19 protein-coding genes and 1 pseudogene are annotated in these 26,192 nt (G+C 64.5%); 9 read left to right on the forward strand and 11 right to left on the reverse strand.

Going from position 1 to position 26,192, the window contains the following annotated elements; genetic code table 11:
• Positions 1–23: 23 nt before the first annotated feature.
• From M3I53_RS24670 to M3I53_RS24685, 4 genes are all read right to left on the reverse strand, one after another.
• Positions 24–719, reverse strand: a complete 696-nt coding sequence (locus M3I53_RS24670; protein ID WP_254318463.1) for a phosphatase PAP2 family protein — start codon at positions 717–719, stop codon at positions 24–26.
• A 332-nt stretch (positions 720–1,051) separates the two neighbouring features.
• Positions 1,052–2,167, reverse strand: a complete 1,116-nt coding sequence (locus M3I53_RS24675; protein WP_254318464.1) for a succinylglutamate desuccinylase/aspartoacylase family protein — start codon at positions 2,165–2,167, stop codon at positions 1,052–1,054.
• Between the two features lie 96 nt (positions 2,168–2,263).
• Complete coding sequence (locus M3I53_RS24680; protein WP_254318465.1) at positions 2,264–3,040, reverse strand: ABC transporter substrate-binding protein; 777 nt, start codon at positions 3,038–3,040, stop codon at positions 2,264–2,266.
• A gap of 370 nt (positions 3,041–3,410) precedes the next feature.
• A complete protein-coding gene (locus M3I53_RS24685) occupies positions 3,411–3,707 on the reverse strand; it encodes a hypothetical protein (protein WP_254318466.1) in 297 nt (98 codons plus the stop codon).
• Positions 3,708–4,002: 295 nt separating this feature from the next.
• On the opposite strand from M3I53_RS24685, the gene M3I53_RS24690 reads away from it, so the two are divergent.
• Positions 4,003–5,925, forward strand: coding sequence for an enterotoxin (locus M3I53_RS24690; RefSeq protein WP_254318467.1), 1,923 nt, complete (start codon positions 4,003–4,005; stop codon positions 5,923–5,925).
• On the opposite strand, the gene M3I53_RS24695 is transcribed toward M3I53_RS24690, so the two are convergent.
• Complete coding sequence (locus tag M3I53_RS24695) at positions 5,922–7,748, reverse strand: beta-galactosidase (protein ID WP_254318468.1); 1,827 nt, start codon at positions 7,746–7,748, stop codon at positions 5,922–5,924. The genes M3I53_RS24690 and M3I53_RS24695 overlap by 4 nt on opposite strands.
• Before the next feature lie 156 nt (positions 7,749–7,904).
• On the opposite strand from M3I53_RS24695, the gene M3I53_RS24700 reads away from it, so the two are divergent.
• Together M3I53_RS24700 and M3I53_RS24705 are read left to right on the forward strand one after the other, a co-directional pair.
• Positions 7,905–8,423 carry a DUF308 domain-containing protein gene (locus M3I53_RS24700; protein ID WP_254318469.1) on the forward strand — a complete coding sequence of 173 codons (519 nt, stop codon included), beginning with the start codon at positions 7,905–7,907 and terminating at the stop codon, positions 8,421–8,423.
• 131 nt (positions 8,424–8,554) lie between these two features.
• Positions 8,555–8,935, forward strand: coding sequence for an SHOCT domain-containing protein (locus M3I53_RS24705; RefSeq protein WP_069262336.1), 381 nt, complete (start codon positions 8,555–8,557; stop codon positions 8,933–8,935).
• Between the two features lie 85 nt (positions 8,936–9,020).
• Here M3I53_RS24705 and M3I53_RS24710 read toward each other — a convergent pair whose 3' ends face one another.
• Positions 9,021–9,350: an RcnB family protein gene (locus tag M3I53_RS24710; protein WP_069262335.1), complete on the reverse strand. Its 330-nt coding sequence runs from the start codon at positions 9,348–9,350 to the stop codon at positions 9,021–9,023.
• A gap of 449 nt (positions 9,351–9,799) precedes the next feature.
• On the opposite strand from M3I53_RS24710, the gene M3I53_RS24715 reads away from it, so the two are divergent.
• Genes M3I53_RS24715 through M3I53_RS24725 form a run of 3 tightly spaced genes read left to right on the forward strand, consistent with a single transcriptional unit; the run spans position 9,800 to position 15,632 of the window.
• Positions 9,800–10,963 carry an efflux RND transporter periplasmic adaptor subunit gene (locus M3I53_RS24715; RefSeq protein WP_254318470.1) on the forward strand — a complete coding sequence of 388 codons (1,164 nt, stop codon included), beginning with the start codon at positions 9,800–9,802 and terminating at the stop codon, positions 10,961–10,963.
• A 12-nt stretch (positions 10,964–10,975) separates the two neighbouring features.
• Positions 10,976–14,164, forward strand: coding sequence for a multidrug efflux RND transporter permease subunit (locus M3I53_RS24720; protein ID WP_254318471.1), 3,189 nt, complete (start codon positions 10,976–10,978; stop codon positions 14,162–14,164).
• Positions 14,157–15,632 carry an efflux transporter outer membrane subunit gene (locus tag M3I53_RS24725; protein ID WP_254318472.1) on the forward strand — a complete coding sequence of 492 codons (1,476 nt, stop codon included), beginning with the start codon at positions 14,157–14,159 and terminating at the stop codon, positions 15,630–15,632. The genes M3I53_RS24720 and M3I53_RS24725 overlap by 8 nt, the downstream gene beginning before the upstream one ends.
• Before the next feature lie 9 nt (positions 15,633–15,641).
• Here the strand turns inward: M3I53_RS24725 and M3I53_RS24730 are convergent, their stop codons facing one another.
• Together M3I53_RS24730 and M3I53_RS24735 are read right to left on the reverse strand one after the other, a co-directional pair.
• Entirely contained in the window at positions 15,642–17,051 is a 1,410-nt protein-coding gene (locus tag M3I53_RS24730; RefSeq protein WP_375542576.1) for a diguanylate cyclase, read from the reverse strand.
• Between the two features lie 64 nt (positions 17,052–17,115).
• Positions 17,116–19,866: a bifunctional diguanylate cyclase/phosphodiesterase gene (locus M3I53_RS24735; protein ID WP_254318474.1), complete on the reverse strand. Its 2,751-nt coding sequence runs from the start codon at positions 19,864–19,866 to the stop codon at positions 17,116–17,118.
• A gap of 378 nt (positions 19,867–20,244) precedes the next feature.
• Between M3I53_RS24735 and M3I53_RS24740 the strand changes: the two genes are divergently transcribed.
• Positions 20,245–21,966, forward strand: a complete 1,722-nt coding sequence (locus M3I53_RS24740; protein ID WP_254318475.1) for a dihydroxyacetone kinase family protein — start codon at positions 20,245–20,247, stop codon at positions 21,964–21,966.
• A 75-nt stretch (positions 21,967–22,041) separates the two neighbouring features.
• Here the strand turns inward: M3I53_RS24740 and M3I53_RS24745 are convergent, their stop codons facing one another.
• Complete coding sequence (locus M3I53_RS24745) at positions 22,042–22,797, reverse strand: SDR family NAD(P)-dependent oxidoreductase (RefSeq protein WP_254318476.1); 756 nt, start codon at positions 22,795–22,797, stop codon at positions 22,042–22,044.
• 159 nt (positions 22,798–22,956) lie between these two features.
• Between M3I53_RS24745 and M3I53_RS38685 the strand changes: the two are divergent.
• Both M3I53_RS38685 and M3I53_RS24750 read left to right on the forward strand, forming a co-directional pair.
• Positions 22,957–23,046 (forward strand): annotated as a pseudogene (locus tag M3I53_RS38685) (LysR family transcriptional regulator); the annotation flags it as partial.
• A gap of 96 nt (positions 23,047–23,142) precedes the next feature.
• On the forward strand, positions 23,143–24,132 hold the full coding sequence (locus M3I53_RS24750; RefSeq protein ID WP_254318477.1) for a zinc-dependent alcohol dehydrogenase family protein: 990 nt from the start codon (positions 23,143–23,145) through the stop codon (positions 24,130–24,132).
• Between the two features lie 96 nt (positions 24,133–24,228).
• Here the strand turns inward: M3I53_RS24750 and M3I53_RS24755 are convergent, their stop codons facing one another.
• Positions 24,229–24,759 carry a cytochrome b gene (locus M3I53_RS24755; RefSeq protein ID WP_302057829.1) on the reverse strand — a complete coding sequence of 177 codons (531 nt, stop codon included), beginning with the start codon at positions 24,757–24,759 and terminating at the stop codon, positions 24,229–24,231.
• 93 nt (positions 24,760–24,852) lie between these two features.
• The gene (locus M3I53_RS24760; protein WP_254318478.1) at positions 24,853–26,070 is read right to left on the reverse strand and encodes an FAD-dependent monooxygenase; all 1,218 of its coding nucleotides are present in this window, start codon (positions 26,068–26,070) and stop codon (positions 24,853–24,855) included.
• Positions 26,071–26,192: the final 122 nt, after the last annotated feature.

Below are 26,192 nucleotides of genomic sequence, written 5' to 3' on the forward strand. Positions count from 1 at the left end.
TTGAAGACGCCGCCCGCCGGTTTTCAGATCATCCCGTGCACCGCGGAGTGGGCTAGCCTGAGCAGATCGTCGAATTGCGTGATCAGTTCGAAACTCACGAGAAACGTGAATGCGGCAGCCGCCCCGGGACAGCGCACCATCAGGCGCAAGGCGGGCTCGGCGGTCCGCTTCCTCACGGCATCGCGCGTCATCAGCCAGGTGATCGCCACCCCGATCGCGCCGCCCGCTATCAGATCCGTGGGGTAGTGATAGCCCAGATACGCACGCGGCAAGCAGATAATTAGCATCACGTATAACATCACCAGCGCGCCGATCACGCGCCATACCAGCAAGATCCTCATCGCAATCGCCACCCACAGCATGGCGTGATCGCTCGGGAACGAACTGAAATCGGTGAGCCCGGCCGCCCGCAGCGACGACGAGGCGAAATGCAGATGCAGATCGGGATTGAATAGCGGCCGTTGGCGGAACGGCAGTAAACGCGCGAGGAGGCGTCCCACGGCGAGCGCGATCAGGCCGCTCGTCACCGTGGCGATCATCATCTCGCGCCGCCACTCGCGCCGCTCGTTCGGCTGAAACCAGATCCACCATATGAGCGGGATGAGGAAATAACCCTTGAACGTATAAAGTCCCACCATCACCCGGATCGCATGATTGAGCAGTGGCGGCAGATCGACTTGGGTGAGGGCTCCCAGAATGACGGTATCGAAGCTGTTCATTTATTGTGGGCCATTCCGCTGACTTATTTACGAATGAGCAAGGCGGCCGGAAACGGAGGTCTCCGGCCGCCTTGGGGCCCGATATCCCAGGCGCAACCGATCGTAAAGTTCAACTCATCGCGCATAGGTAAAGAATCGAAAGCAAGTGTAAATCGCGCTCGCTCCCGCCCTCACTGCGCCGCAGCGGCAGGCACCATCTCCTGCGGGGTGCCTGCTGGCCCCCCTGTTACGCCCCGTCACACATCGTTTCGTTTCCAAACGAACTGTGCCGGACAGGGTGTCCGTTATCGGGCGCGACCGCACCATGTTGGGCGATTTGCTGTTTTCATCGCTTAGTCGGGAAGCAGGGAGCCGCTGCGCAATGGCGTGGCGCCGGCCACCCACGCCACTTCCATCCCCGCGGTGGCGAAACGCGTGCGTTGGCGTGCGTACAGCATGCCGGTTACAGAACTCGTGATCGTGACGACGCGATCGGTCAGCGGATCGATGACATCGGCAATCGGCTGACCCGGTTCGACCAGCACACCCACCGGCGTGCGGAACACGAGCACGCCGGAGGCCGGCGCAATGAGCGCTTCGGCGCCCGCGAACGGCGTGGCCGCGTATTCGAGCGCAGGCAGCGGCGCGGGCGTGCCCTCGATCACACCGCGATGCGTGAGGTAGTTGATGATGGCGTTCGCGTCGCGTTCGGCGAAGTCGTAGCTTACGTCTGCCTGGCCACGCAGCTCGATCGTCACGGAAACCCCGCCGTTGGGAATCGGAAAGCGCTCGCCGTAGCGCTCGCGCAGCGCGGACCAGCAGAAGCTGTGAATCTCGTCGAAGGGATTGCCGTCCGAATTGAGCGCAAAAAGCGATGCCTTCGCTTCGAGATAGCGCGCGAGCGGCTCCACATCGGCCCACAGGTCGGGGTTCGTGTAGAGATGCAGCGCGCCTTCGAAGTCGCAATGCAGGTCGAGCACGACATCGGCGTCGTACGACAGGCGCTGAAGCGCAAGACGCTGCGAGCCGAGTTCGGTGGTGGGCGTCTGTTCGTCGAGCGCCTCGCGCATCGCAGCGCGCACGACGGCCACGTTCTGCTGCGCGTCGCCGCTCAGGCGAGGACCGACGCGCGGGAGCACGAGTTCGGCAAGATCGTGGAAGTGGCGGTTGAAGTTGGCTGCGGTGCCGCTTTCGAAACGGCCGAGCAGCTGACCGAGCAGGCGTTGATTGAGGCCGATGGGATTGGGCACGGGCACGACGACGACTTCGCCGCGCAGCCTGCCTTCGGCTTCGAGCGCGGCAAGGCGTCGGCGCAGAGCCCAGGCGACCAGCATGCCCGGCAGTTCGTCGGCATGCAGCGAAGACTGGATATAGATCTTCTGCGCGCCGGTGGGGCCATAGTGGAAGCTCGTGAGGTGCCGCGCGGTGCCGAGCGCCGGCGAAATGAGCGGATGGGTCTGGATCTGCATGATGGCGTGAGGGCGGGGAGAGTTGCGGGCGGCGCAAAGGGCAAAAGGCGCGGGAGCGCCCGCGCCTTCATCGCTAATAGTGTGCTCCGGTCAGGCTCAGGAACCGTACACGTCGAATGCGAAGTAGCGCGATTCGATCTTCTTGTACGTGCCGTCCTTGAGCATGTCCGCGAGCGCCTTGTCGATCTTCACCTTCAGGTCGGCGTCGTCCTTGCGCAGGCCGATGGCGGCGCCGTTGCCGAGAATGCCGCTGGGATCGGCCAGTTCGCCGTTCGTGAACGCGAAGCCTGCGCCGCGCGGGGTCTTCAGGAAGCTGAGGTCGGCCTGCACGGCGTCTTGCAGCGCGGCGTCGAGGCGGCCCGAGAGCAGATCCGCATAGACCTGGTCCTGATCCTGGTAAGGCACGATCTTCACACCGTTCGGCGCCCAATTGGCTTTTGCGTAGGCTTCCTGGGTCGTTCCCTGCTCGACGCCGACTGTCTTGCCCTTCAACGAATCCGCCGTGGGCTGGAGGCTCGAGCCCTTCTTCGCGACGAGACGGCTAGGCGTGTGGAAGACCTTCGACGAGAATGCGATCTGCGCTTCGCGCTGCGGCGTCATCGACATCGAGGAGAGCACGGCGTCGAACTTCTTCGCCTTGAGCGCCGGAATCATGCCGTCGAATTCGCTTTCCACCCAAACGCACTTCGCGTTGATGCGCTTGCAGATTTCGTTGCCGACGTCGATGTCGAAGCCCACCAGCTTGCCGTCCGTGCTCTTCGATTCGAACGGGGGATAACTTGCGTCCACGCCAAAGCGGACCGTGGTCCAGTCCTTCGCGCAGACCGAGGTGGCGACGGCGAGCATCGCAATGCACAGGGCAAACTTCTTCATTGACGTGGAGTCTCCAAATATATCTTTCGACGCCGCCGTGACGGATGGCGGCATGGTCAACAGCCGGCTGTCACGTCAGCCGTGTTGTATAGACAAGATAACGGCTCTCACATATTGAGACAAGTAGGGTTTTTGCTGGCGGAAGGTGTAATCGTGCTGACACTTGCGCATTGCACGCGGGAAAGAAGGCAGGAGGCGGGTTGCGGCGCGCGTTGTAATCGTTTATTGGCTAGACAACTTGATAGACCTATCCTGGCGTGGCCGAACAGGACTGCTGTCGCGGGAGGGGGCGAGGGACTTGCAGATGCAGGGGGAGGCGGGCGCGCGCATGAGGTTGCGCGCGCAACGATCAAGCTGTCGGACGCGCCGGTCAGTCGTCGTCGCCGTGGTGATGTTCCCAGCCACGATGACGGCCGTGGTCGTGCCAGTGGTGTTCGTCTTCGTCGTGGTCGTAGCGGTAGTAACCATAGGCGGGGGCCGGTTCGTAGACCGCAGCGGGCGGTGCCGCATACACGACGGGCGGCGGTGCCTCGTACACGGGTTCGGGCGCGGCATAGACCGGACCGGGAACGCCGAGATAGACACCGATATCGGCATGGGCGGATGCCGCTGTGCTGACACACGTCCCTGCGAGTCCTGCGAGGAGATAAAACGTCAGGCGATTCATGATGATCTCTATTCCAGTCAACGGACGCGGTTGCGATGGAAGCGGATTCTAGTCGCTGAGCTTACGGACGGGATGCGCAGATTTGTCAATCGTGTAACCACTGGTAAAGCCGCGCCAAAAATGACGGCCTTAAGGTTCCCATAAGGCAATCGTGCGGCCGGGAATGGCCGCTCGCGTGGGCATGCCGCTTTAGGGCCATTACAGGCTCGTGCCATTGCTATACCCTGTAGACGCTGCTCGCGCTCGAGACAGGTTGCCCATGCGTGCCGATGACCGAACTTCTACGCAAGCCTCCATGCCTGTATTCCGGACACAGGGCGATGTCTGCTCGTTCGGGAACCAGGCCGTGGCATTGCGTTGGGAACTCGAGGACGAACACCTCACTCGTTTCTCGCTGCTCGATTGGGCGGGGGCATGCGAGTTGCCCATCGTCACGCCGTTCGCGCTGACGTTCGCGGATGGCACCACGCTTGGCCCCGCCGCTATGCGGGTGCTTGCACCGGTAAGGGAAGACGCACTCGCGGCCACGCCCCAGGCATCGCGCCTGGCCGATCGCGTCGCGGGCCGGCGCGTGAGCATCACGCTGGGCGACGCCCAGGGGCGTCTCGCGATTCAATGGAGCGTAGAGCAGCGCGACGGCGCGCGATATCTGCGCATGACGCTGAACGTGACGGCCCTGCGCCAGGACGAAGCTATCGCCGTCGTTTCATTGCTGCAGGCGTGCGCTGCCGACGCGCAGACCGGCAGCGAACGCAAGGGCGCGCCGGTCGTCGCGGGCAACTTCTACCTGGGCTTCGAGTTGCCGCTTGCAACCAGCCACGTGCGAGCAGATAGCGTCTGCTTTACGCTGCAACGCACGTTGCCGCTGCAAAAGAGCCGGACGCTGACTTACTCCGCCGTGGCGGGCGTGGCTCGCGACGGTCAGTTGCGGCGCGATTTCGCCGTCTCTCTCGAGCAGGAGCGCGCTCGCCCATATCGTCCGTTTCTGCACTACAACAGCTGGTGGGATATCGGTTACCTCACGCCTTATACGCAGGACCAGGCGCTGGAGCGCATCGAAACAATCGGCCGCGAATTACATACCGCGCGCGGCGTGCAGATCGACTCGTTTCTGTTCGACGATGGCTGGGACGACCTTGGCGGCGGCTGGCATTTCAGCCAGGCGTTTGCTCATGGCTTCGTGCCGCTGCGCGACGCGGCGGCACGCTATGGCGGCGCGCCCGGCGTCTGGCTGTCTCCCTGGGGCGGCTATTGCGGGCCGAAGGACGAACGCGTCACGCACGGCCGCGCCGCGGGCTATGAAGTCATCGACAATGGCTTTGCGTTGTCGGGCCCGCGCTATTACGAGCGTTTTCACGAAGTCGTGATGAGCCTGCTCGCGAGAGACGGCGTGAACCAGTTCAAGTTCGACGGGACGGGCAACGCGGACCGTGTATTTCCAGGCAGCCTTTTCGATAGCGACTGGGGCGCGGCGATCCAGCTCATCGCCGAGATTCGCGCGGCGAAACCGCAAACCTTCATCAATCTATCGACGGGCACGCATCCCTCGCCGTTCTGGCTGCGCTACGTCGACGCGATCTGGCGCGGCGGCAGCGATGACGGTCAGGCGGGCAGCGGCACGAGCCGCGAGCGCTGGATCACGTATCGCGACGCGCAGACGTACCGCAACGTCGTGCTGCGCAGCCCGCTCTTTCCGCTCAATTCCCTGATGTTGCACGGCATTGTGCTGGCACAGTGCAATCCACGCCTGAATGCGCCGGCAGGCGATGCATTCGCGCACGAGGTGCGGTCCTTCTTCGCGAGCGGTACGCAGTTGCAGGAACTGTACATTACGCCATCGCTGCTGGGCGAAGACGACTGGAACGTGATCGCGCAAGCGGCCCGATGGGCGCGCGCGAACGGCGGCGTATTGCGCGACAGCCATTGGATCGGCGGCGCGCCCGACGAAGCGGCCATCTACGGCTGGGCCGCGTGGGCGCCGCACAAGGCCATCGTGACGCTGCGCAATCCGCACGATCGGGCGCAGCGTTTTGCACTGGCGCTGCGATATCAACTCGAACTGCCGGATTGGGCGGTGAGACGATTCCACGCGCGCAGTCTCTGGCGCGCGGGCGCGCCCGGCATACCCGCAATGCTGGACGCGGACGTGCCGTGCGAAATCCAGCTCGCGCCATTCGAAGTGCTCACGCTGGAACTGCTGCCGGCCGAGGGGGGCTAGTACAACGCATTCGCCAGATGCACCGGTTTCGATTCGGTCTGGTGCAGGTCGAAGATCAGCACTTCGTTCTCACCCTGCGTGAGCCACGGCGCGGGGCAATACAAGCGCTGTTGGGGGCCGATACTCCAGTAGCGCCCGAGATTGTGCCCGTTGACCCACACCACGCCCTTGGTCCAGTGGCTCATATCGAACCAGGTGTCGCCGACTTCATCGAGAACCAGGTGCGCCTTGAAAAAGAGCCCCGGTTTCAGCGGATTCGTGCAGCGTTCCTGCAACCCGGCGATGTACGCCTCATCCATCGGCAATAAAAAGACTTCCCATTCCTCGATTGAGGCAACGGACCCGTCGGCGTATTGCATTTTCACGGGCTCAAACAGCCCTTTGCGGTCGACGATCGCAGGCCCGAAGTTGACGCGGCCCATGGCCTCCACCAGGATCTCCAGCGCGCCGGACACGGCGGCGGGCAACGCGAGCGGCGCGCGATACGTCACGCGTAACCGCTGTGCATAGTCGTGCGGAATCCGCGCGCGCGAAACGCTGCCCGCATAGCGCTCGCCGACAAAAACCGCTGCATAGTCGTGAACGCCACTGATATCCAGCGCGCCAACCGGATGCGGTTGTGCCCGCAACTGTTTGCGATACAGCATGAAGCCGGATGTCTGGCCGTAGTGCTCGAACGGCTCCGGAGCGACGCTCGAGTCGCACGGCAGGGGCGCAGGCAGGTTGTCCCAGAGCGAGGCGTGGAGAGTCGGCGTCAGGGTGCGGCCCGCCAGTGTGGGAATGGCGTCGGGAATGTCCGGCAACGGCTCCGCCAGATAGCCCGCGATGAGGTCGCGATACTTCCTGTATTTCGCCGTGGGCGCCCCTTGCTCGTTAATTGGCGCGCCATAGTCGTAGCTCGTGATATCGGGTTGATAGTTGCCCGACCCGTCCGTATTCGCGCCGGCATAAAAGCCAAAGCTCGTTCCGCCGTGAATGACATAGAGGTTGAACGACAATTGTGACTGCATGAATGCTGTCAAGATGGCGGAAAGATCGTAATGGAGTCCCGCGAATTCAGGCTCCCCCCAATGCGTCAGCCACCCTGGGTAGACCTCGCCCGCCATCGCGGGCACGGCAGGAAACGCGCGCCGCACCGTGGCGATTTGCGCCGCGTTGCCGTTGCTCAGCGCGATGGCGCCACCCGTCACCGTCGTGCGGTTGCGTTCGAGTTGCGCGAGACCGTCCTCGGTGTAGAAAGGCCCCGTTATGCCGCCCCGTAGCCAAAGCTGCCTCAGTTCTTCGAGGTATGCGGGATTGCTTGCGTACGAACCGAATTCATTCTCTATCTGGATCATCAGGATCGGGCCGCCTGCATCGATCATCAACGGTTTGATGCGGGGAACCAGTTCGCCGATGTAGCGCGCAACCGCAGCCATGTAACGGGCATCGCTGGCGGAGTCGGTGCGAAGCTGGATGTCCGGTTCGCTCAGCAGGTAAGCGGGAAGGCCTCCCAGGTCCCACTCGGCGCAAACGTAAGGGCCCGGACGCAGCAGCACCCACAGCGCTTCTTGCTGACACAGACGGATAAAGGCTTCGAGATCGCGGTTGCCGCTTTCGAAGTCGAACACGCCCCTGCGCGTCTCGTGGTAGTTCCACATGATGTACAGCGCAATGCAGTTCATGCCCATCGCTTTGGCCATGCGAATGCGATGCAGCCAGTACTCGCGTGGTATGCGCGCGGGATGCATCTCGCCGCTGCGAATCTGCAAGGGTTCGCCGTCGAGCAGGAAGTGCTCGCCGTTGGGACTGAACGAGAAGGTGTGGCTGCGTTCGAGGCTCACGGTGCAATCGCGCCCTTGTATTTGCACACTCACGCACTATACTTCGACGGCTGATAGTAGAACGCTTAATTTCGCTTAAGCCTATAATTCGGCAAGAATACGCGCAAGTCAGATATGCCGAGCTATGTAACCGTATTGACGCAGTTACATTCGAATATGAAAAAGCGTGCTATTTTTCCGATTGCCAGTTCAACGCTTCTCGTCGCGGCGGGAATTTTCTGCATCGTCTTGTCACTCTCGACAAGGTCCCTGATCGGAACGCTTTTCATCGCAAGGATGCTGCTGTTCTGCGGCTTCGTGCATGCCTTGAATCTGTTCACGACGAAGGACTGGAAACTCGCAATCAGGCGCATTCCGCCGGTCATCGTGCCCATACTCATCGGCATTCTCATTCTGGTCAATGACAGCGCACGGGCTCGCGGGCTTACCGTGATGCTGATGATCTTTTTCGTGCTCGACGGCTTCTTCAAGATCATTGCTTCCGTCGGGCAGGACGTGAAGATCAACAATATCGGCATTGTCAGTGCGGCGCTGTCTTTCCTGCTCGCCATTTTTCTGGCCGCCAATTTCCCGAGCGTGCCGTTGCCCTTGCTCGGATTGTTCCTCGGGCTGGATCTCATTTCCATGGCCGTGGTGCCGTTTGGCGGCCGGGAGCGCAGGCGCGACCTGATCTGACCTGACGAAAGCGCAGTCGGCGGCCGCGTCACGGCCGCGCATCACGTTTCGCGCGCACACGGTATCGCCATCGATGCCCGTGTCAGTGTGCGGTTGCCGTTTTACACACGCAAAACCGACGGAGGCGATTCATGATCTTCGCAAATGGCTTTACGTTTTCGAACTTTATTATCGATACGTTTTCGATATTCATGTTCATTCTGTGGTTCTGGCTGTTCATCACGATCACGAGCGACCTGTTCCGTCGAACCGATATATCGGGCTTCCTGAAGATCGTCTGGGTGATCTTTCTGATTGTTTTGCCCTATATCGGCATATTTGCCTATGTCCTCACGCAAGGCAGAGACATGGCGCATCGCAACCAGGAACGGGCGCAGAAGGCGCGCGAAGAACTGCGCCACATAGTGGGCTACAGTGTCGCGGACGAAATCGAGAAGCTCGACAAGCTGAAAACGACAGGCTCGATTACCGACGACGAGTACAAGCGCCTGCGCGCGCGGCTCGTCGAATGAGAAGGGCAGCAGGCATGGCAACCGCCCATGCCTGAATCATGCAGCAAGCGCGGGCTACGGCAACGTAGCCCGTCGCGTCATCCGGTCATTCAGTACCCGAAACGATCTTCGAGATCCTCCAGTTGCTTCTCGTCACCAGCACGTAGTCGCCGTTCACGCCAAGCCATTGCTGGCCGCGCTTCGGTGCGTCCAGGTTATGCGACTTCCAGTCTTTCATCTGGTAGTTGTAATGCCGATACTTCGAGGGAACCTGTTGGCCCTCATGCCAGTCGCGATGCGGCATGGTCGGCATGACCTGCTGGCGACCTGTCCCCTGGCTTTGGTCTGCACCCGATGCTGCGTCTTGCGCCATTGCGGAAGAGGCAACACCGAGGAGGAGCGCAGCGATGACTGAGAGGACGAGTTGGCTTTTCATGATTCGATCTCCGGAGGCAAGAAGATGATTGACGTCGCCATGACTATGGCTTCTTCGGTTATAGAACATCCCGAAAGCCGTGATATCCAGTTGTGCGAACGTGCCCTTAAAAGCGGATGGGCAAAGGCTGGAAAACGAACGAATCTAGCGGTGTGAATAAGGGTGTGAAGCGTCTATCCATAGTAGTAAACGGAATTCCGACTTCAAGTAATTTACGAGTGGTTGATTTTGCGGCGGTTTTGCGTAATTCCTGTGAATGCATGAAAGCGCTGCTTGTTAGATAACGATCGAAACGTTGCATTTCTCGCGCGCTTGAGCATTCGCGAATTGCGCACATCGGGGGCTCTGATTTGCAGTTTGAGTGAACATCGCAATGATCCGGTCGAGTACTGCGCAATGATCCGTTCGGGGCGCGCGCGTACCGTCTCTATTTTTCGGTGGAGCCTCGCGTGCCAAACTGCGAACCCAGACGCTGTAGACCGTGGCTGATCGGCGTTGCGGCGATGTTGCTGCTGGCGGGCAACGGATGCCGCGACCGGCAAGCCCAGAGCGGCGCGGCGCCACCGCCGCCGAGCGTGATGGTCGTAACGGTTGCGGCCCAATCCATTCCCCGCGAGATCGAACTGCCGGGGCGTATCGAAGCGATCCGCTCGGCGGAGGTGCGCGCCCGCGTGGACGGGATCGTCGAGCGGCGGCTCTTCGAGGAGGGCACCGACGTGCGCGCCGGCGCGCCGCTCTTTCTGATCGATTCGCGCGACTACGAGGCCGCGTTGCAGCAGGCCCAGGCCGCGCTCAACCGGGCCCGGGCCGTGCAGGGCAATGCGGCCTCCGAGGTAGCGCGCTTCAAGCCGCTGGTGGCGCGTCAGGTCGTGAGCGCCCAGGAATTCGAGGCCGCGACGGCCGCCCTGCAGCAGGCCGACGCGAACGTTGCGGACGCACGCGCCGCGGCGACGCTCGCGCAGCTTCGCCTCGATCGATGCACCGTTCGCGCGCCGATAGCGGGCCGTGTGGGGCGCGCGCTCGTCACCGAAGGCGCGCTGGTCAGTGCGGCCGGCGCGACGCTGCTCACCCAGGTCAACCAGCTAACGCCTGTGAATGCCGTTTTTACGCAGTCGAATATTTCGTTGCTGGAAGTACGCAAACAGATCGCGTCGGGCACGCTCGCGGCGCCGGCCGCGGATCGCGCGCAAGTCTGGCTCACGCTCGCGAACGGCGACGACTATAGCGAGCCGGGCGTGCTCGACTTCACCGATCTCGTCGTCGATCCTTCCACCGGAACGCAGGTGCTGCGCGCGCGCTTCAACAATGCATCGCGCATCTTGTTGCCGGGGCAGTTCGTGCGCGGGCGCGTCGTGATCGGCACGATACCGAACGGCCTCGTCGTCCCCGCGCGCGCCGTGCAGTTCGACAGCAACGGGGCGAACCTCTCGCTCGTCGCCGACGACGGCACCGTCGTGCGCCGCAATGTGGTGCTCGGCCCGCAGGAAGCGGGGCAATGGGTCGTGAAGGATGGGCTGGAGCCGGGCGAGCGCGTCATCGTCGACGGCTGGCAAAGGGTGCAGCCGGGGCAGCGCGTGGACGCCCATCCCTTCGCTGCGCCGGCCCATTCCTGAGCGGCGCGCCCCATGAACCGATTCTTCGTCTACCGGCCGGTCTTCGCGTGGGTCGTTGCGCTCTTCGTCACGCTCTTCGGCGCCCTCGCGCTCATGCTGCTGCCGGTCGAACAGTACCCCGACGTCGCGCCACCCTCGCTCACGATTTCGGCGGTCTACAGCGGCGCCGACGCAAACACGCTGGACCGCACGGTCACGTCGATCATCGAAGACGAGATGAACGGCGTCGACAATTTCCTCTACATGTCGTCGCAGAGCCGCTCGAACGGCACGGCGCAGATCACTGTCACGCTCAGGCCCGGCACGAATCTCGACGTCGCGCTCTCGCAGGTCCAGGACCGCTTGAGCCGCGTCGAGCCCCGACTGCCGCTGGAGGTGAGGCAGGTTGGCGTGAGCGTCACGAAAGCGTCGTCGGGCTTTCTGATGCTCGTTGCGCTACAGTCCGCCGATGGGTCGATCCCGGCCGTCGAGCTGGGCAACTTTGGCGCCAATAACATCGTCAACGAATTGCGCCGCATCCCCGGCGTCGGCGACGCCCAGCTGTTCGGTTCGTCGTATGCCATGCGGATATGGATCGATCCGGAAAAGCTGGGCAGCTTCGGTATTTCGGCCAGCGAAGTGATGACGGCCATTCAGGAGCAGAACACCCAGACTGCGGGAGGCAGCCTCGGCGACCAGCCCATTGCGCCGGGCGCCGAACTCAATGCGCAGATCGTCATGCGGGGCCGCTTTTCGACGCCCGAGCAGTTCCGCGAGGTGATCGTGCGCTCGAACCCGGATGGCTCGACGGTCCGTGTGGGCGACGTCGCTCGCGTGGAGCTGGGCAACGACAGCTATGGCTTTCGCTTTCGCGTGAACGGCAGGGAGTCCGCCGGCATCGCCGTCCAGCTCGCGAGCGGCGCAAATGCGCTGGCCGTGGCGAGCGCTGTGCGGCAGCGTCTCGCACAACTGCAGCCCACTTTCCCGAAGGGCGTGGCGTGGGTCGTGCCGTTCGATACGACGCCGTTCATCACGACCTCGCTGAGCGGCGTGCTGCGCACGATGGTCGAGGCGTTGCTGCTCGTGACGGTCATCGTGTTCCTGTTCCTGCAGAAGTGGCGCGCGACGCTCATTCCCACGCTGGTCGTCCCGATTGCGCTGATCGGCACGTGCGTCGGCATTTTTTTGTTCGGACTCTCCATCAATCTGCTTTCGCTGTTCGCCATGGTCGTAGCGATCGGCATTCTCAACGACGACGCGATCGTGGTAGTGGAAAGCGTCGAGCGCGTGATCCAGGAGGAGGGTTTGAGTTCGCGGCGAGCGACCGTCAAGGCCGTTGGGCAGATTGCGGGCGCCGCCATTGCGAGCACACTCGTGCTCATTGCGGTGTTCGTTCCCATGGCGTTCTTTCCGGGCTCGACGGGCGCGATCTATCGCCAGTTCTCCGTCACGCTCACCGTCTCGATCTTTCTGTCGACCTTGCTCGCGCTGACGCTGGGCGTGGCCATGTCGGCAACGCTGCTGGGCAGCAGGACGAAGACCGCTGGCGGCACCGGCAAGCCGGCTGCCACGCACTGGCCGGCCCGCGTGCAGCAGCGCGTGTTCGATGCCTTCAACCGCGGCATGCAGAACGCTACCGAGCGCTACGTGCTGGCCGTGCAGGCCATGCTGCGCAAGCCGGTGCGTTGGCTCCTCCTGTTCGTCGCGGTGTGCGCGGCGACCGGCTTCCTCTTCACCCAGTTGCCGCGCGGCTTCATTCCGGGCGAGGACCAGGGACACATTTTTGTTGCATATACGGCGGCGCCCGGCGCGACGGCGCAGCGCACGCAACAGGTCGTCGATCAGGTCGAGGCTTTTCTCAGGCAGCAGCCGCAGGTGCGCAATATCGCGTCCGTCACGGGATTCAGCTTCTTCGGCCAGGGGCAGTCGGCGGCAATGTCGTTCGTCGATCTGAAGCCGTGGTCGGAGCGGCCTGGCGCGGACAATTCGGCGGGGGCGCTGGTCGCGCGCGCTAACGCGGCGTTCCGCAATATCCCTCAAGCGCTCGTCTTCGCGCTCGATCCGCCGGCCATTCCCGCGCTCGGCAACGCGAGCGGCTTCACGATGAAGATACTCGACCGCAGCGGCGTGGGCGGCGCGGCGCTGCAGCAGGCGAGCGCGCGCATGCTGGCGGAGGCGGCGCGCAGCCCCTTGCTGGTGGGCGTGCGTCCCGACGGTTTGCCGCCCGCACCGCAGCTCTATGTCGATATCGACCGTGTGAAGGCGCGCGCGCTGGGGCTGCAGATCGGTCAGGTGAACAGCGCGCTCGCGCTCGCATTCGGCTCGAACTACGTGAACGATTTCGTCTACGAGGGGAACGTGCTGCGCGTGCTCATGCAGGCCGACGCCGACCAGCGCATGCGTCCGGAGGATATCGGCGCACTACGGCTGCGCAACAACGTGGGCGAAATGGTGCCGTTCTCGGCGTTCACGAGCGTGCATTGGAGCGCGGGGCCGCAGCAGGTCGAACGCTACAACGGCTTTCCCTCGGCCACGATTTCGGGGCAGGCGGCGCCGGGCCGTTCGAGCGGCGCGGCGCTCGCGGAGATGGAGCGCATTGCTGAGCACGTTCTTACCGGCAGCCTGACCTACGAATGGACCGGCACGGCGTTCGAGGAACAGCAGGCGGCTGGGCAGATCGGCGCGCTGCTGCTGCTTTCGCTCGTCGTGGTGTTTCTGCTGCTCGCCGCGCTCTACGAGAGCTGGGCGATTCCCGTTGCCGTGCTGCTCATCATTCCGCTGGGCGTCCTGGGCGCGGTTCTCTTCACCATGGCGCGGCGTTTTTCCGCCGACATCTACTTCAATATCGGCCTCGTGACCATCATCGGGCTCGCGGCGAAAAACGCCATTCTGATCGTGGAATTCGCGATCAAGGAGGAGGCAGCGGGCAGCGATACGGTGAGCGCGGCCGTGGACGGCGCGCGTCAGCGCCTGCGGCCGATCCTGATGACGAGCGTGACCTTCGTGCTAGGCATGCTGCCGCTCGTGCTCGCCACCGGCGCGGGCGCGGCGGGCAGGCAGGCGGTGGGCACGGGCATCATGGGCAGCATGCTCACGGCCACGCTGTTCGGCATCTTCTTTACGCCCGTGTTCTATGTGGTGGCGCGCCGATGGTTGAGCCGCAAACGTACGCGCGACGATGACGAAGAAGATGCGCGGCCCGCGGGAGCGCACGATGCTTAAGACTGCCAGGTGGACGGCGACCACCGCGTGTCTGACGCTCGCGTCGTGCAACTTCGCGCCCCGCTACCAGCAGCCGGATTTGCCGATTGCGCAAAGCTACGAGAGTGCGGATATTGCCGCAGCGGGCGGCGAGCGTCTCGCCTCGGAGCTGACGTGGGAGACGTTCTTTCGCGACCCGGCGCTCAAGCAGCTGATCGCCATGGCGCTGGCGCATAACCGCGATCTGGCGGCATCGGTTGCGCGCATCGGACAGGCTCAGGCGCTTTATCGCGTGCAGCGCTCTGCGCAGTTCCCACAAGTGGCAGTGGGCGCGGACGCAACCCGCACCAAAACCCCGCTCAACTCCGTCGAGCCCGAACTGCCCAACAACAACACGTCGATTCACTTCAACCAATACAGCGTGCAGGTGGCCGTCACGTCGTTCGAACTCGACTTCTGGGGGCGCGTGGCGAACCAGAGCGAGTCGGCGCGGCGCAACTATCTGGCGACGATGGAGGCGAACGAAGCGTTTCGCCTCTCGCTCATCAGCAATGTGGCGGCAACGTACTACGCGATCCTTTCTGGCAACGAGGGCATCGACCTCGCGCAGCACACGCTGGAAACGCGCCAGTACGCGCTGGAGGTCGCGCGGCTGCGCCTCGAAGCGGGCGCGACCTCACTCGTGGACTACGAGCAGGCGCGCATTCTCGTTACGCAGGCGCAGACGCAGCTTGCCGAGCTGCAAAGAACGACGGGTCAGCAGCGCGATCAGTTGGCGGTCCTGATCGGCGGTCCTTTGCCGGATGCCGCGGACATGACGCAACGCCACGCGCTCACCGACGCGGACCAGTTCGGCACGCTCGACGCGGGCCTGCCTTCTTCGCTGCTCGCGCTGCGCCCCGATATTCGCGCGGCCGAGCAGTCGCTGCGAGCCGCCGACGCCGATATCGGCGCCGCGCGTGCGGACTATTTCCCGCGTGTTTCGCTCACGGGCAATTTCGGCTATGTGTCTCCCGAGTTGAGCGACCTGTTCGTGCCCGGCAAGCAGACATGGCTCATCTCCGGGTTCGTCGCGCTGCCGATCTTCGACGCGGGGCGACGCAGCGCGCAAGTGCGCCTCTCTGAAGCGCGTCAGACCGAACTCGTGGCGAACTACCAGAAAACCGTTCAAGTGGCGTTTCGCGAAGTCTCCGACGCGCTGATCGCGCGCCAGCGCCTGCAGGAGCAAATCGCGGCACAGGAGCGCGCGGTGGCCTCCGAGTCGCGCCTGGCAGAAGCGGCGGAGCTGCGCTACGAGAACGGCATTTCCATCTACCTGGAAGTGGTCGATGCGAAGCGCAGCCTGTTCGCGGCGCAACAGCAACTGATCCAGCTACGCGCGGCGGCGCTGCAAAACGGCGCCTCGCTCTATGTGGCGCTGGGAGGCGGGCAGGACGCGCTGCGGCCCGATCACGCGAGCGAGGCTTCTAACAGCGTCGCCAATCCTTAGCCGCGCGGGTCAGGCGCCGCACATGGCGACTCGGTTGCGCCCGCGCGCTTTCGCGTCGTACAGCGCCTGATCCGCCGCCTTGATGACCTGCGTGACATCGACATCCTGGTCCGGCGACCAGCTCGCGGAGCCGATGCTCGCCGTGACGCGCCCGTACTCGCTGCCCGCATGCTCGATCGCGAGTTCGCTGATCGCGTGGCGGATCTTCTCGGCGATCGCGCAGGCGCCTTCCAGCAGCGTATCGGGCAGCACGACGATGAACTCTTCGCCGCCGTAGCGGGCGGCGGTGTCGGCGGGCCGGCGGATGTTTTCGCCGATGCAGCGCGCCACGGCGGCGAGCGCGTCGTCGCCGGCCTGATGGCCGTACTGGTCGTTATAGGCCTTGAAGCGGTCGATATCGACGAACAGCAGCGAGAACACGCTGCGCGCGCGCCTGGCGCGCCGCCACTCCTGTTCGAGGATTTCGCCGAGCGTGCGGCGATTGTTCAGCCCCGTGAGGCTGTCGGTGCGCGCGAGCAGCTGCAGTTCCGACTCGGCGCGCATTCTGCGCCGCAACTGCGTAGCGAGCACGAACGAGAGGGCGACGAAGCCGATGGCGAAGGTGCCCATGAGCGTGCCGATGGTCAGCGCGCGCCGCCGCCACGCGGCGTAGATATCGGGTTCGGCTTCCGCCACCATGATGATGAGCGGCTGGCGCGGGAAATTGCGAAAAAAATACATTCGGCGCACGCCGTCGATCGACGACGTGTCCGGAAAACTGCCTTCCTGCGCAGTCAGAAAGTGGCGGAAGGTACTCGCGTTGCGGATGTTGCGTCCGACCACGGCCGGATCGTAGGGCTGGCGCATGATCATCGTGCCGTCCTGCGCGATCAGCGAAATCGCCCCGTGGCGGCCGAGCGAGAGCCCGGCGAACAGCTGGTGAAAATACTCGAGGTTAATGGCGATCATGACGATGCCGGCGAACGACCCGTCGGGATGCGAAAGCCTGCGGCTCAGCGCAATGCTGGGCGCGCCGTTGCGCAGGCGCGAATGGTAGGGCGCACTGACGTAGAGGCCGGCATGGGGATTGTCGCGCTGCGCCGTAAAGTAGTCGCGGTCGGCGAAATTGGCCTTGAGCGGCGCGCCGGTAGCCGAATTCATGACGACGTTGCCCGCTTCGTCGAGCACGAGTATCGAGCCCAGATATCTGGCGGTAATGGCGTGGTCGAACAGCAACTCGCTGCGCAGCGGCGTGGGCAGTGCCATGACGTCGGGCCGGCCGATGCCGTCGACCACCGCCTGCAGCGAGAGTTCGTAAAGCTCCAGGTTGCGCTCGATATCGCGTTCGGCAATGAGCGCGACGTTGCGCGAGTTCTCCCTGGCGCGCTCCAGGGCGTCGTGGCGGCTCTCGTAGAGCACCGTCGCGCAGAGCGACGCCATGATGAAGGCGACCGCCAGGCTGCCATAGAAAATGGCGCGCGGCTCAGTGAGCCATCTGAGCAGGTTAGCGCTGGTGAACGCTGGCCGCATGGCTCGCTTCCAGGTAAGACTGCGCGCTCGCGGCATCCACAGGGCGTGAGAACCAGTAGCCCTGCGCCTCGTTGCAGCCGTTCTCGATCAGGAATTCCAGTTGCCGCAGCGTTTCCACGCCTTCGGCCACCACCCGCATGCCGAGCGTATGGCCGAGCGTGAGCACGGCCTTCACGATGACCTCGTCGGCGCGCGAATGGCCAATGCCCTTCACGAACGACATGTCGAGCTTGAGGCGATCTGGCATGAAACTGCGAATGTAGCCGAGACTCGAGTAGCCCGAGCCGAAGTCGTCGATGGCGACCGAGAGCCCCATCTCGCGCAGGGCGCGCAGCGTGGCGAGCGAACGGGGCGCCATGAGCACGCCTTCGGTAATCTCCAGTTCGATATTGCGCGGGCTCACGCCGGTGCGCGCGAGCGTTTCGGCCATCATCGCGGGCAAATCCGCACGCACGAACTGGACCGGCGAAACGTTGACCGAAACGACGATGTCCGGGTGCTCGCGCGCCCACTCGCGGGCCTGGCGGCAGGCCGCATCGAACACGAACTCGCCGATCTGCACGATCAGCCCGTTTTCCTCGGCGAGCGGCACGAACAGCGCCGGGCTCACCTGGCCGCGCTCCGCTTCGTGCCAGCGCACGAGCGCCTCGAAACCCATCGTCTCGCCCGTTATCGGATTGACTCTCGGCTGCCACGCAACGGCAAACGCGCGCGACGCCACGGCAAACCGCAACGCCTGCGCGAGGCTCGCCCGCTCAAGGTTCTGCATGGCGATGGCCATGTCGAAAACCTGCATGCTGCCCGGCCCAGCCGACTTGGCGCGGTACATGGCGGAGTCGGCGTACTTGAGCAGCGAGTCGGGATCGCTCGAATGATCGGGGAACACGGCGAGGCCGACACAGGCGAGCGGCACGATGACCTTGTTGCCGATCAGCAGGCCATGTGTCAAGGATTCCTGCATTCTTGCCGCAGCGGCGACGAAGTGATCGACGCTGCCCCGGCCATACAGCACGGCGACGAACTCGTCGCCCGCATAGCGCGACACCATCTCGCCGGGAGCAATATTGGCGGACAGGCGGCGCGCGACTTCGCACAGCACCTCGTCGCCCGCGGTATGGCCGAGCGAGTCGTTGACTTCCTTGAAATTGTCGAGGTCGATGAACACCAGCGCGAACTTCTGCTGCGCGTCGAGCGCCGTTCTGACCAGTTCGCGCAATCGCGCCTTGAGGCCGAGCCGGTTCGGCAGATGCGTGAGCGAGTCTTCGTTGGCCTGCAGGCGCAACTGCTCCTGATAACGGATGCGCTCGGAAACGTCGTTGAACACGGTCACGCAGTGCGTTGGACGATTGCGCTCGTCGAGCACAGGTGCGACATGCAGCTCGATCCAGTAGGGCGAGCCGTCGGCCCGGCAGCATTTGAGCAGACCTTCGCCTTCGCGCTCCGATTGCATGGCACTGCGAACGGTATGGGCATCGGCGGACGATTTATCGCAATCGAACATGTCCCAATGCCCCATGCCATTCGCCGTAGCCACGGGGCGGCCGGTGATGCGCTCGAACGCCGCGTTGGCGTACGTGATGATGCTCTCGCCGTCGATCTTTTGCGAAATGATCACGGCGTTTCTCGAGGCCTCCAGTGCCCGGCTGCGGATGCGCAAATGCTCTCTCGCCTCTTCGTGGGCCGTGACGTCGTGCGCGGTGATGAAGCACGCGTCCTGACCCGCATAGTCCAGCAAATGCCACGCGATATCGACGTGGATCACTTCTCCGTTGATGCGCACGTGCCTGCGCACGCCGCCTGCTCCGCTTTGCGCCCCGGAATTGACGTAGCCGTGCAGGTCGCGGCGGAACGCACCGGTTTCGGCCTGCGGGCGAAGCTGCTCGACCGACATGCCCCTGAGTTGCTGAAGGCTCGCACCGTATTGGCGCTGGGCCGCGGCGTTGGCGGTGAGGATCGCATAGGAGCGCACATCGAAAATGAGCATCGCAACCGGATGCTGCTCGAAGTACTCGCGAAAGCGCCGCTCCGCCTCGAGCGCGACGATCTTCGCGGCGCTGCGCGAAAGCGCCGCGCGATGGCTCGTAAACAACGTGAAGAGCAGCAGCAATGCGCCGGCTGTCGCGGTGCCGATCAGCGAGATCTTTTGCCGCGCGAGCTGCGCCTGCGCGCCGAACTGCACGACCTTGATCTGCTCGCGCTGCTCGGAGCGCAGTTCGGTGAGCAGCGACATGATGGAGCTGAGCGTTTCGTTCGCGCGCTGCATCAGGGCGGGGTCGAGCCTCGCGCCCGCGTCTGCGAGCGCGATATTGCGCGCGGCCGCGTCGAGCTGCTCGGGCCAGAGGGCGCTCAACTGCCGCAACTGGCGGATCGTGCGCTCGTTGCGCGGCGCGCCGGCAAAGTCTTGCTCGAGCTGGTCGTAAATGCCGGCTACGACCGCGGCCCGCTTGATCGGCCACGCGCGCGACGTATAGCCCGCCGTGCCCACGCCTTTGAGGAAGTCCGTATTCGCCGCGATATGCAGCGTGAGCAGGGCTTCGAGTTCCGACGTAATGTTCAGTTCCTGACGAAGCCGCGAGTCGGCCGTGCCGCGCGACAGGTTCGCGCTCAGTATCGCGCCGATTGCCACGCATACGATCAGCGCCACGGCCAGCGCTACGGCAACGCCCTTGCCGGGCGCACGGGACGGTGCCTGTGGAGGGGTTCCGGATATTTCAGCTACGTTCATCGCCACGCAACGCGATTGGGCACATCGCCACTCGCGCCGCGTTGCTCGGCCGCAGTGGGCAGGTTACTGGTGAAGGCACCGGCATCAGCGCGGCAGGCGGGCAGAGGGGCCATGTGTTCGAGGCATGCAGACCGCGAAAGCACGGCAAGGCCGTGATCGGTCGCTTCTGTCTGAATAACGGGTATTACGCGTGCCTCTTTGATTGGTGTTTTTACCTAGATACCTGGATGTTGGCGCTACGCGTGGGACACGCATCCTGAACGCATTTGGCGCCCGTGTTTCAATACGCTCGTGGCGTAAAGGGATCGCTCGGTCCGCCGTTTTTATCCTCGCTTCTGCCCCTCGTTTTTTCCCCTGTCACCCGTTCAAGGGACTCTCATGAAGAAACTCGTCAACGATCCGTCGTCAGTCGTGCGCGAAATGCTCGAGGGCATTGCGCGCACCGCGCCGCATGTCGCCGTGCTCGGCGACGAGAACGTGCTAGTTCGCAATCCGCTGCCCAGCCCGGCCGAGCGCGCCGTCGCCGTGATTTCGGGTGGCGGCAGCGGCCACGAGCCCGCGCATGGCGGTTATGTCGGACAAGGCATGCTCACCGCCGCCGTGTGCGGCGAGGTGTTCACGTCGCCTTCCACCGACGCCGTGCTGGCCGCGATTCGCGCGAGCGCGGGTCCGAACGGCGCGCTGCTCATCGTGAAGAACTACACGGGGGACCGGCTCAATTTCGGCCTCGCGGCCGAACTGGCGCGAGCCGAGGGCATTCCGGTCGAAATCGTCATCGTGGCCGATGACGTGTCGCTGCGCGGGCATACGGAGCGCAATCAGCGGCGGGGCATTGCGGGGACTGTGCTCGTGCACAAGATCGCGGGCGCGGCGGCGGCGCGCGGCGACGCGCTGGGCCTCGTGGCCGCGATTGCGCGCGGCGTGGCCGAAAATCTCGGCACGATGGGCGTGGCGCTCGACGGCTGCACGCTGCCGGGCGCGGAGCAAGCCGGCTTTCGCCTCGCCGACGATGAAATCGAGCTCGGCATGGGCATCCACGGCGAGAAAGGCGTGGAGCGCACGGTGCCGATGGCGGCCGGCGAATTGACTCAGACGCTGCTCGCCAACATCGTCGAAGACCTGGCGTTGAAAGGCGGCGAGCGTGTGGCGCTGCTCGTGAACGGACTGGGCGCGACACCCGCGATGGAACTGGCGATCATCATGCGCGATGCATTCGAGGGCCTGAATCGGCGTCATGTGACGGTCGAGCGGGCGTGGACCGGCACGTTTCTCTCGGCGCTCGACATGCCGGGCTGTTCGATCTCCGTGCTGCGGCTGGACGATGCGAAGCTGGCGCTGCTCGACGCCGCTACCGAAGCGCGCGCTTGGCCCGGCGTCGGCACGGTCAACCGGCGAATCCGCATCGAGCCGGCGCATTCGGCAGCGGATACGCCCGCGCAGGCGAACCCTGAGCCTGCGGACGCGGCGAGCGTGGCGTGGGCACAGCGTTTGAAGCCCGCGCTCGATGCCGTTGCGCACGCATTGATCGAGAACGAAGCGCTGTTCACGGACCTCGATTCCCGAGCCGGCGACGGCGATCTGGGCGCGAGCATGCAGCGCGCCGCCCAGGCCATGCTCGCCGTGCCGCAAGGCGCGCTCGGCTCGCCGGGCCGCGCGCTCGCTGCGCTCGGCACGGCATTGCGCCGCGCGATAGCGGGCAGTTCCGGGCCGTTCTACGCAACGGCGCTGCTGCGCGCCTCGCGCACGCTAGGCGGGAAAGCGCAGCCCGACGCGCGGGACTGGGCCGCCGCCATGCGCGGCGCGGCGGAGGCGATCGGCGAACTGGGCGGCGCGAAGCCCGGCGACCGCACGATGCTCGATGCGCTCGTACCCGCCGTCGATGCGCTGGAAAGCGCCTTGAAGTCGGCGCTCCCCGTGGGCGAGGCGTGGGCGCAGGCGGTGATCGCCGCGCAGTCCGGTGCGAAAAGCACGGCGCAAATGACGCCGCGCGCGGGCCGGGCAAGCTATCTCGGCGCGCGCGCGATCGGGACGCCCGATGGCGGGGCGGCGGTGGTGGCGTGCTGGCTGAAGGCGCTGCAGCCGCATATCGGCGCGGCGTGAGGCAGCGGCGCGAAATCGGCGGCCCGCATCAGTGTATGCGAGCGGCCTCTGGCCTGGGCGGCGGCGCAACGAGCACTACGCCGCCGTGCGCCCGCCGTTCACGCGCAGCACTTCGCCCGTCATGAAGCTGGCCGCGCCGGAAGCGACGAAGCGGATCGCGTCGGCGATCTCCCCGGGGTTGCCGGCGCGCTTGAGCGGCACGCTTGCGAGCGAGGTCGCCTTGCGCTGCGGGTCGGGCATGAAGCGGTCGAGCATGGCGGTCTGCACGGGGCCGGGCGCCACGGCGTTCACGCGCACACCGAACGGCGCGGCTTCCAGTGCGGCCGACTTCGTGAGGCCTTCCACGGCGTGCTTGCTCGCCACGTAGAGCGCGGCATTGGGCGCGCCGCGGGAGCCCATGGTCGACGAAACGTTGACGATGCTGCCGCTGCCCTGCGCCGTCATGGCGCGCAGTTCGTGCTTCATCGCGAGCAGCGTGCCGAGCACGTTCGCGTCGAACACGGCCGCGTAATTCTGCGGCGTTTGTTCGGTGATGGGGCCGGACTCGCCTTCGACGCCGGCCGAGTTGACAGCGATATCGATGCGGCCGAAACGTTCGATCGTGCGCTCGACCAGCGCGCGCACGTCGTCTTCCCGGCTGACGTCGGCGTGGATGTATTCGGCTTGTGCGCCGAGTTCGCGGAGTTCGTCCGCTAACGCGCGGCCGGGCTCCTCGCGGCGGCCGGAAACGACCACGCGCGCCTTGTCGCGAGCGTAAGCGAGAGCGGTGGCGCGGCCGATGCCGGTCAACGCGCCGGTAATCAAAACGACAGGTTGGGTGCTGATGCTCATGGTATGGCTCCGTGAATGTTGTGCGAGTCGGGTCAGTCGCGGCCTGCGCGTCTTCTTCGACAAGCGTTGTGCCGAACTGTAGAGCGCGCTTGTGCGGCGGAAAAAGACTTTGTAGGCTTGCCGGCATACCCGCGAGGCATGGCGAGACTGGATCGCGCGATGGAATTGCGGCATCTGCGGTATTTTGTGGCGGTGGCCGAAACCGGCAGCCTGACCGTCGCCGCGCAGCAGCGGCTGTTCACGTCGCAGCCCAAACTGTCGATATCGGGCCCAGTCGAACTCACAGGTCGCAACGGCCTTGTGATGCGCTCATTGCGTCCTCATCAACCGAAGCAGGAGTCAGTCATGTCCCGCACAGTCAGGTTTGCACAAGCAGGTGGCCCGGAAGTGCTGCAATTCGTGGACGAACCGGTACGCGCCCCTGGCGCCGGCGAAGTTCGCATCGACGTGAAAGCCATTGGTCTGAATCGCGCGGAATCGATGTGGCGCGCCGACCAGTACATCGAGCCCGCACGCTTTCCGGCAGGACTCGGGTACGAAGCGGCCGGCATTGTCGAGGCGGTGGGCGAGGGGGTGGCCGGCATCGCACCGGGAGACAAGGTCAACGTGATCCCGTCGTTTTCGATGAATCAGTACTTCACGTACGGAGAAAGCATCGTCGTGCCGGACTATGCAATCGTCAGGCATCCTGAATCGCTTTCGTTCGCGCAAGCCGCGTCGGTGTGGATGATGTTCGTCACCGCGTACGGCGCGCTGATCGAAGATGCGAAGGTGCGCGCCGGCGACTTTGTCGTCGTGCGGGCCGCGTCGAGCAGTGTCGGACTCGCGGCGATCCAGATAGCGAATTACGCGGGCGCGACTTCGATCGCGGTCACGCGTCACACCGCCAAGAAACAACCGTTGCTCGACGCGGGCGCGGCGCACGTGGTCGTGACCGACGAGACGGATCTGCTGGACGAGATCATGCGCATTACCGGCGGCAAGGGGGCGCGTGTCGTTTTCGATCCGGTCGGTGGCCCAAGCTTCGCGAAGCTGATTTCGGCGCTGTCATTCCAGGGGATCGCGTATCTCTACGGCGCGCTCGATGAACGTGCCACGACGCTGCCGGTGCTGGAGATGATCGCGAAGGTCGTGAGCGTGAAGGCCCACAACATCTGGCTCACGAGCGGCGACGCAGAGCGCCGCAAGGCCGCCGTGGAATACGTGTTAAAGGGACTCGAAAGCGGCGCTCTCAAGCCCGTTATCGATCGTACCTTCACGTTCGAACAGATCGTGGATGCGCACCGCTACCTCGAAACCAATGGGCAGTTCGGCAAGATCGTGGTGACGGTGTAGCGTGGCTCGCGCGCAAGGAGTCCGGCTCTATGACGGAGTCGAGTCTCACCATCGACGGCGGCATGGCGCTGTGAGCCCGGCCGCCTTGCGGCGCGCCTAGAGCTTCATGCGTTGCAGCACACGGTCGTTGAGTACGAAGCGATGAAAGAGCGCCGCGGCCACATGCATGCAAATGAACGCGAACAGTACCCACGCGAGCACGCTGTGGACGTCGCCCATGGCGTGCCCGAACGACGAACCGGCAGGGGAGAGCGCGGGCAGCGGGATGGCGCCGAACAGCGTGACGTCCCACGCGCGCGACGAGGCGTTGATCCATCCGAGCAAGGGCACTGCGATGAGCAGCGCGTAGAGGCCGACATGCGTGAGGGCCGCCACGGCGCGCATGAACGGCGTCTGGTCGTCGGGCGGCGGGCGATGGGTGGCGCGCCAGAGCAGACGGCACACCATGGCGGCGAGGAGCGCCGTGCCGACGCCCAGATGCCACGCAATTTCACCCACGGGGCGCGTGTCGCGGTGCACATCGGGCATGGTCCAGCCGATCACGAACTGCGCCGCCACTAGTGCGACGACGAGCCAGTGAAGCAGGCGCGCAACGAGGTCGTAGCGCGAATCGGCGGCGATTTGCATGGGCGCTCCGTGCTGAGGAATGATCGGTCGAAAGCGGCGATTCTAGCGTGCCGAGATTAACGGATCATTAACTGCGCAACTTGCCGGTCCCCTTTAAAGCCACGTTCCCCCTTGGCGCTCGTTCGGCTCCTGTGCAAGCGCGTCGAAATCGTGGATCCAGTCCAGATGATTCAGCACGCCCTCGCGCGAGCCGAGCCGGGCGTTGCGCTCCTGCGCAGCGGGGCCATCGGGCAGATGCAGCACGTCCGCCGCGGTGATCGAAGCGTACTGCACCTTGCGCGTGCGGCCCCGGCGCAGGCGCTCGTAGGCTTCCTGCGCTTCGCGCCAGTTACCCGGGCCCGCCTTGGTCAACTGGTCGGCCAGCACCACGGCATCCTCGATCGACTGGTTCGCGCCCTGGCCGTGGTGCGGCACGAGCGCATGCGCGGCGTCGCCGATCAACGTGATGCGGCCCTTGCTCCAGCGGCCGAGCGGCGGACGGTGGAACAGCCCCCAGCGCTGGCTGATCGGCACGGCGGTGATCATCTGCACGACGGCTGGGTGCCAGTCCTTGAAGAGGCGCAGTTGCTCGCCTTCCTGGGCAGGCATGACCCACTCGCGCGAGGGCCACGGCGAGGGATGGCGCTCGACCAGCAGGAAGTTCTGGTCGCCCTTGTCGCCAATCGGATAGTGCAGCAGATGGCCGCCCGGCCCGACCCAGAACTGAATGGTCTCGGGATCGGGCAACAGGTTCATGCGCTCCGCGGGCACGACGCCGCGAAAGCCCGAGCAGCCCGAATACAGCGCGTCGTCGTAACCCAGCATCCAGCGTCGCGTGATCGAACGCGCGCCGTCGGCGCCGATCACGAGATCGGCATCGACGCGTTCGCCGTTGGCGAACGTCAGGCTCACGCGATCGGCGTGCTGCGCGAGATCGACGAGCCGATGGCTGAGCTTGATCCGCTCGAGTCCGACCGCGCCCGACAGCACCGCTTGCAGATCGGCGCGATGCACGCCCCAGTACGAACCGCCGAATTGCTCGCGGTAATCCGGTGCCCCGCGATGGTGGCCGATCACCGCGCCGCTGCGTCCGTCGCGATAGACGAGTCCCGGCACTTCCGCGCAGACTTTTTCGAAGGCCGGGCGCAGGCCCATGCGCTCGTAGAAGCGCGTGGCATTGGCCGAGAGCGCGACGGCCGCACCCACTTCGCGCAGCTCGTCGGTCTGCTCGAAGAGTTGAGCGTCGATGCCGTGCTCGCGCAGCGCGAGAGCCAGTGTGAGGCCGCCGATGCCAGCGCCGACGATCGCAATCTTCAGATCAGGTGATTTCATGACTCTGTCTCCGATATTCAGTTTGTGGGGGCGGCTGGCGCTGGTTCGTGACCGCGCATACCGTGTCCGTATTCTCGGCAGCCTCTCTTCATTCCACAATAAAATGGGACGAATCTAATTCA

Source organism: Paraburkholderia sp. CNPSo 3272, assembly GCF_024206495.1.
In the GTDB taxonomy this organism is placed as follows: Bacteria; Pseudomonadota; Gammaproteobacteria; order Burkholderiales; family Burkholderiaceae; genus Paraburkholderia.

What these genes read in the sequence shown, in the direction of transcription:
- M3I53_RS24685 (WP_254318466.1), bottom strand. Translation starts at nt 3,707, where the DNA reads ATGAATCGCCTGACGTTTTATCTCCTCGCAGGACTCGCAGGGACGTGT.
- M3I53_RS24700 (WP_254318469.1), top strand. Translation starts at nt 7,905, where the DNA reads ATGAAAAAGCGTGCTATTTTTCCGATTGCCAGTTCAACGCTTCTCGTC.
- M3I53_RS24705 (WP_069262336.1), top strand. Translation starts at nt 8,555, where the DNA reads ATGATCTTCGCAAATGGCTTTACGTTTTCGAACTTTATTATCGATACG.
- M3I53_RS24730 (WP_375542576.1), bottom strand. Translation starts at nt 17,051, where the DNA reads ATGGCGTCGCTCTGCGCGACGGTGCTCTACGAGAGCCGCCACGACGCC.
- M3I53_RS24710 (WP_069262335.1), bottom strand. Translation starts at nt 9,350, where the DNA reads ATGAAAAGCCAACTCGTCCTCTCAGTCATCGCTGCGCTCCTCCTCGGT.
- M3I53_RS24670 (WP_254318463.1), bottom strand. Translation starts at nt 719, where the DNA reads ATGAACAGCTTCGATACCGTCATTCTGGGAGCCCTCACCCAAGTCGAT.
- M3I53_RS24690 (WP_254318467.1), top strand. Translation starts at nt 4,003, where the DNA reads ATGCCTGTATTCCGGACACAGGGCGATGTCTGCTCGTTCGGGAACCAG.
- M3I53_RS24720 (WP_254318471.1), top strand. Translation starts at nt 10,976, where the DNA reads ATGAACCGATTCTTCGTCTACCGGCCGGTCTTCGCGTGGGTCGTTGCG.
- M3I53_RS24725 (WP_254318472.1), top strand. Translation starts at nt 14,157, where the DNA reads ATGCTTAAGACTGCCAGGTGGACGGCGACCACCGCGTGTCTGACGCTC.
- M3I53_RS24750 (WP_254318477.1), top strand. Translation starts at nt 23,143, where the DNA reads ATGTCCCGCACAGTCAGGTTTGCACAAGCAGGTGGCCCGGAAGTGCTG.
- M3I53_RS24755 (WP_302057829.1), bottom strand. Translation starts at nt 24,759, where the DNA reads ATGCAAATCGCCGCCGATTCGCGCTACGACCTCGTTGCGCGCCTGCTT.
- M3I53_RS24740 (WP_254318475.1), top strand. Translation starts at nt 20,245, where the DNA reads ATGAAGAAACTCGTCAACGATCCGTCGTCAGTCGTGCGCGAAATGCTC.
- M3I53_RS24745 (WP_254318476.1), bottom strand. Translation starts at nt 22,797, where the DNA reads ATGAGCATCAGCACCCAACCTGTCGTTTTGATTACCGGCGCGTTGACC.
- M3I53_RS24760 (WP_254318478.1), bottom strand. Translation starts at nt 26,070, where the DNA reads ATGAAATCACCTGATCTGAAGATTGCGATCGTCGGCGCTGGCATCGGC.
- M3I53_RS24680 (WP_254318465.1), bottom strand. Translation starts at nt 3,040, where the DNA reads ATGAAGAAGTTTGCCCTGTGCATTGCGATGCTCGCCGTCGCCACCTCG.
- M3I53_RS24675 (WP_254318464.1), bottom strand. Translation starts at nt 2,167, where the DNA reads ATGCAGATCCAGACCCATCCGCTCATTTCGCCGGCGCTCGGCACCGCG.
- M3I53_RS24735 (WP_254318474.1), bottom strand. Translation starts at nt 19,866, where the DNA reads ATGAACGTAGCTGAAATATCCGGAACCCCTCCACAGGCACCGTCCCGT.